Genomic DNA, 4,843 nt, shown 5'->3' on the forward strand with positions numbered 1-4,843 from the left:
CTCGAACCGCCCCTATTTCGATACCTACCGACGGCAATGTGTCAGCACTTCAGGGCTACGCGGCGCTGAAAGCTTCTCCTCCAAAACCCTACCTGCCACTAGCAGCCTCTGGGCTGGGAAAACCCCATGAATCGCTCGCCGTCCAACCCAGGATCAATGGCGTGAGTTAGCGCAGGGCGTCGCTGGTATTCGCCTTAAGAAATTATTTAACCGTAACCCCTCGGCCGGCGCCGATATCCCGTCATCCGCAATATCATCCCCTTTCACTTCTTCTAGAGAATATCGCTTTATACCGTTAGCTTACGTCTGTCTGCCCAAGGGCCGGCAGTGGGCAAAACCACCGTAAGCGCCAATTTAACTTATGCCCTGGCCCGTAGCAGCAGAAAAGTACTGGTCATTGATTTCGATGTATAAAATGCCCTACAGCTGCATTTCGAGGTGCTGATTTCCGGCACAAGCAGCTATGTCGCATAGGCCACCACGGTCATGGGACTGGAGCCAATTTACTCTCAAGGATGACGCCAATCTCTTCGTTACTCTATGGAGAAGCGAAGGAAAAAAGCAATGGCTAGTGAAAGCAATGGCTAGTGTTTGAAAATGCTATCAGCCACGAACTGTACTTTCTGCAGCACGGTCTGAATACGATGTTAAATTATCCAGGTCTTATCGTGCTCGCCGATTTTTCGCCGAGGCCAGTACAGGCGCTGAAGGCCGTACAAAACTTCGCCGACCTACATCTTCTGATGCTAGCGGATACCGCTTCGGCCGCAGATCGAAAATCATAAATTTCTCAGCGCTCTGCTTAACCAGCGTCTTGGGAATATTACATAGTTAATCAGAGTGATATGCGCCGTAATCTCAGTCTGGACGTCTCTCATTTTTTGAGCAGTAGTTGGGGGACAAATTGCTGAGCATGATTCATCTCAATGAATACGTGTCGGAAGCCAACGCATCCCAGTGTTCTATTATCGTATCGAGTTCAGCCTAGTGTCCGCGGCGACATTCGATATCGAACTGATCAGTAAAAAGTTGCCGCCATAGTCGAGGTCAAAATGGGTCGTCGATAGCGAATTCTACACCATTCCCAGTTCAGGCATTTTACATTATCGCAGGTCAGAAAATAAATAATCCGCTATTTTACCTTCTATTACTATTAATCCTCCCTATTACTACAATCGTAGTAATTACGCCGATTGACAGTGATAAACAGTATTTTTCGGTCTGATCAGCCTGGGACTGATGCTACTGCTCAGCATCAGTAAAAGCCCTTATGTAAATGTCGTTCTGGTGGTCATATCATGCCTGATGCCAACACGCTATATCTGCTAGCACGCCAGAGAAACACTGCACTTTTACACAACATTTGAAGCCTGTTTGGACATCTGGCTTTTTATCGCCGAGATTTACGCCTGGATCATTCTGGTCTTGGGTTATCTGCAGACTACCTGGTCGATAAAACGCCGCACTGAATCCTATGCCGGATGATGTTTCGCTGTAGCCGATGGTAGATATTAATGTGTATTTATATTCTCGATGATAGCAAGTGTAGCGAATTCACGGTTTTTGCCGCTGATCTCAGCGTAGACTATATCACCCGCGACGACGATAATAAACACGCTAAAGCTGGCAACCTTAACCATGCCCTGACCCTTAATCCGGGGCGAACTGATTTACATGCTTGACTGCGACCACTTTGCGATGTGCAGGTTTTCTGTAAGCCACCGTCGGCAGTGTTCTCATCGACCCGCGGCTAGTGCTCCTTGCAAACGCCGCACTGCTTTTATTCTCCCAACCCGTTCGAGCACAATCTCTCGGCAGTGCGGCATAACCCGAATGAGAGCCCACTATTTTACGGACAAAGTGTAATAGGGCAACGATAACTGGAACGCAGCCTTCTTCTGCGGCTCCTGCACGGTGATTCTCCGAACGACGCTGGAAAAGAAACCCACGGCTTTGCGGTAGAGACCGTGAAGATGCCCACACCGCGCTCAAACTGCAGCATAAGGCTGGAATTCGGCCTTCTTGGCGATCCCGATGGCGTCCGGCCTGGCTATCGAACCATCGGACTGCATGTCATTCAGTATATCCACTGGGAGCGCACCGATGTCTAGCTGGAGCCACCCTACCCCACGATCGTCCTTTGCGCTCATTATCGTGTTCGCGTGTTCGAGTTGTTCTATAACACCTGGAAAGAATGCGATCATAAGAAAAATCATGCCTGGGTCCGCGCCCGGGCGAGGTAAGACGGTATTAAGAACAGGAGGAGTCAAACATATGTCATTTCATTTCAGTATGATTATTTCTCTTGCGGCGACGCAGATGCCACCGACAACAGTGAGCTGCCTTTCGACTTTCTGTTGCCGGCGCTGGATGTTGCCCCGTATACCGGCTCGCAGCCGGTCTATTTTCCCTTAGCGCCACTAAATCCGATTGATGATGAAACCATCAGCATCACGGAAACGGGCCAGCTCAACAGGCTGACCATCAGCGGCGGTCAGTTGCGATCGGGAATTATCTTCAACCTAGCGCAAAATCAGGTTGTCACCAACGTCCACCTCTCTTTAGCGCTGAAAGTGTCGCCGGCGCTAGCAGTGTGGGATACCCCACCTACGCTTGATGCTCAACGGACAAGATCTGGGCGATATCCGCCTAACTCAAACGGCGAGAGCGGCAATAACGTCTATCGGCTGGACGTCCCCCGTCGGCGACATTGGTGGGGAAAGCAATTTAAGCTTCAGCGTCAACGACGATAATATATACTTTCCTGAGAGCAGAATCTTAACGATAAATATTGGGTAATCCTACTGCCAGAAATCCATATATAGTTAATCATACAATATATTTATATATTTATATATTTGTCTAATTTCTCCCATCCGTTCTTTAATCCGCAGTCGATGAAAGGATCCTCGATAGCCTTCCTATTTTCCCGAACGCTGAAGCCGGATGCAGTGGAAGCCACCAGTATGTTAGCCTCCTATTTTGGCCTACATTCTAGCTACCGCAGCGTCGATTCGCCGTATTGCTCGACGTACTGCCCCGGCGCAAAACGGCATTCTATTCGGCAAATCTGGGGACAAAATTGGCACGCTGACCCTGCTTCAAGTAAGGTGTCCGACGCTGTCGGTCATCAATAATCCGCTCAATCCAGTGTATAAACTACTTCTGGTGATGGGATGTAACAGCGCCGAGATGCGCCAGGCCGCGTGGCAACTGATTTCAACACCGCTTGCCGGCAAAACAGGACGTCATCAAAATGCAGGAGAAAGCCATACCTGAACGCCATCCCTATGACACGCCGTGCTTGGATAGACACCAACTGCCCGGCCTATCTGAAGGAACTGACGCAGGACATTACATTCATTTACAGCCTGCCGGTGAACAAGCGTAGTCTGCTGGAAGGGCTGTAGCTTAAACTGGGCGGCGATTCCTATCAGGAACGTTATACCTTGCAACTGGCACTCTATCTAATTTATGGCGATAACCAGATGCAACTCTATTTCTCTTTGTTACGGCCGAAGCCGAATACTACTTATCCTGCTAACCAGAAACACTCTTAAAAGCCGCATCGATCCGAACTTGTATATTGATTTGAGCCACACGTATCGGTCTGCCGCCAAATCATTTCTATTATGTGGGTGCCTCTTTTCCCTTCACCCGCATGGCGGACTTTTCCCAGACTGTAATACTGCTGTCGGCTAAACCTCAGGCGGTGGAAATCGCCACGCTGATGGCGATGGCAGCCTGCGCCGGCAATGCCACCGGCATTACGCTTAACTGCGTAACGGTCTGTTTCGGTCTTCCGATTAGTGCTGGCGAGGGTGAACTGCTTGTGGGTAAAGGTATTCTGGCGGTAGCATCGCTGAAACAGACGGCTTTTGTGCAGCCGCTGGCTGCCAAAATTGCGTTTCACCTTGCGCAACGGCCTGATGTTGGTACGGGAGCAAGCGCCTTACGGACCCGCCTGAATAATTATCTTAACGGTCATATTATGTTCAACCAAGATCCGGAGGAATATCGCTATCTGGCCTCCACCGATGACCAGTTGGTCAGGTTCAATCACGATCTGCAACCCGCCGGCATTCGCGGTAATGAATCAAGAATGGCGTGCGTAGCTTCAGCGTCGGGGTACTCTGTTTCCGCGCAGTGAAATACTCTGGTACATACGTGCTCTGTGGTACGCGGCCCAATCAGCACATCATCCTGCTCGCTCTATACAGGCTATTGTTTTCCCTGCTGGTCGGCCGGCAGCGGTTGTTTTATCTTCTGCTGGTTCGACGTACTACTAAACAGCTAGCCAACAGCGCCAACCATCGTCAGGGTCAATAAATGAGGCTTTGCGGAGTGATTCCATGGATATCAGTTATGAAACAGGTTGCTAACCCAATCTTTTGCCGCGTGGTACGCCGCCAGAGTTGTCGCTTTATTCTGCCACCTTGTGCACCGCAGAAAACAGTCCGGAGATTAATGCCCTGCTTGCTGCAGCAGGCCGCCTATTAGCATGATAAAAGCTATGACGATCTGGCGTGGGAATCGCTGCAAAAAAGTATTGGCAGTGGACGAGAATAATGCCGATGCCCTTTACCTGCTGGCGCTCTATAGCGCTGCACGACGGCAATCAGGCGCAGGCAGCGAGATGGCACGCCCACTTAACAATGGCGGTTTCCCCCAACGATGCGCGATTGGAAAACCTGGATAGCACCAAAGTCGCACAGGCCATCCCCTTGAGCAGTTAGACAACGCCCGCCGGTTGCCTGCAGCAGCGTGGATCCGCTGCGCAGGGCCAGGCCCAACAGGCGTTAAGACGGGCAATATGCAGCGGGCGGCGGGGCAGCCTCTTAAT

At 50.5% G+C, this 4,843-nt stretch carries 7 protein-coding genes and 2 pseudogenes; all 9 read left to right on the top strand.

Features of this window, described 5'->3' with window-relative positions:
* Positions 1–327: 327 nt before the first annotated feature.
* Positions 328–414, top strand: coding sequence for a nucleotide-binding protein (locus BG74_RS15615; protein ID WP_244267115.1), 87 nt, complete (start codon positions 328–330; stop codon positions 412–414).
* Positions 415–587: 173 nt separating this feature from the next.
* Entirely contained in the window at positions 588–785 is a 198-nt protein-coding gene (locus tag BG74_RS09910; protein WP_073961020.1) for a hypothetical protein, read from the top strand.
* 335 nt (positions 786–1,120) lie between these two features.
* A pseudogene (locus BG74_RS15620) lies at positions 1,121–2,099 on the top strand (glycosyltransferase); the annotation flags it as partial.
* 258 nt (positions 2,100–2,357) lie between these two features.
* The gene (locus tag BG74_RS01100; RefSeq protein ID WP_066595914.1) at positions 2,358–2,753 is read left to right on the top strand and encodes a cellulose biosynthesis cyclic di-GMP-binding regulatory protein BcsB; all 396 of its coding nucleotides are present in this window, start codon (positions 2,358–2,360) and stop codon (positions 2,751–2,753) included.
* 105 nt (positions 2,754–2,858) lie between these two features.
* Positions 2,859–2,957: pseudogene (locus BG74_RS20125) on the top strand (hypothetical protein); the annotation flags it as partial.
* A 25-nt stretch (positions 2,958–2,982) separates the two neighbouring features.
* Entirely contained in the window at positions 2,983–3,279 is a 297-nt protein-coding gene (locus tag BG74_RS01105) for a cellulose biosynthesis cyclic di-GMP-binding regulatory protein BcsB (protein WP_066595916.1), read from the top strand.
* 331 nt (positions 3,280–3,610) lie between these two features.
* Positions 3,611–4,150, top strand: a complete 540-nt coding sequence (locus BG74_RS01110) for a cellulose biosynthesis cyclic di-GMP-binding regulatory protein BcsB (protein WP_256364177.1) — start codon at positions 3,611–3,613, stop codon at positions 4,148–4,150.
* A 17-nt stretch (positions 4,151–4,167) separates the two neighbouring features.
* The gene (locus BG74_RS15625) at positions 4,168–4,329 is read left to right on the top strand and encodes a hypothetical protein (RefSeq protein ID WP_187202470.1); all 162 of its coding nucleotides are present in this window, start codon (positions 4,168–4,170) and stop codon (positions 4,327–4,329) included.
* Positions 4,330–4,568: 239 nt separating this feature from the next.
* The gene (locus tag BG74_RS12160) at positions 4,569–4,736 is read left to right on the top strand and encodes a hypothetical protein (protein ID WP_204376283.1); all 168 of its coding nucleotides are present in this window, start codon (positions 4,569–4,571) and stop codon (positions 4,734–4,736) included.
* The last annotated feature ends 107 nt before the right edge of the window (positions 4,737–4,843 follow it).

It is taken from the genome of Sodalis-like endosymbiont of Proechinophthirus fluctus (genome assembly GCF_001602625.1).
Lineage (GTDB): Bacteria > Pseudomonadota > Gammaproteobacteria > Enterobacterales > Enterobacteriaceae.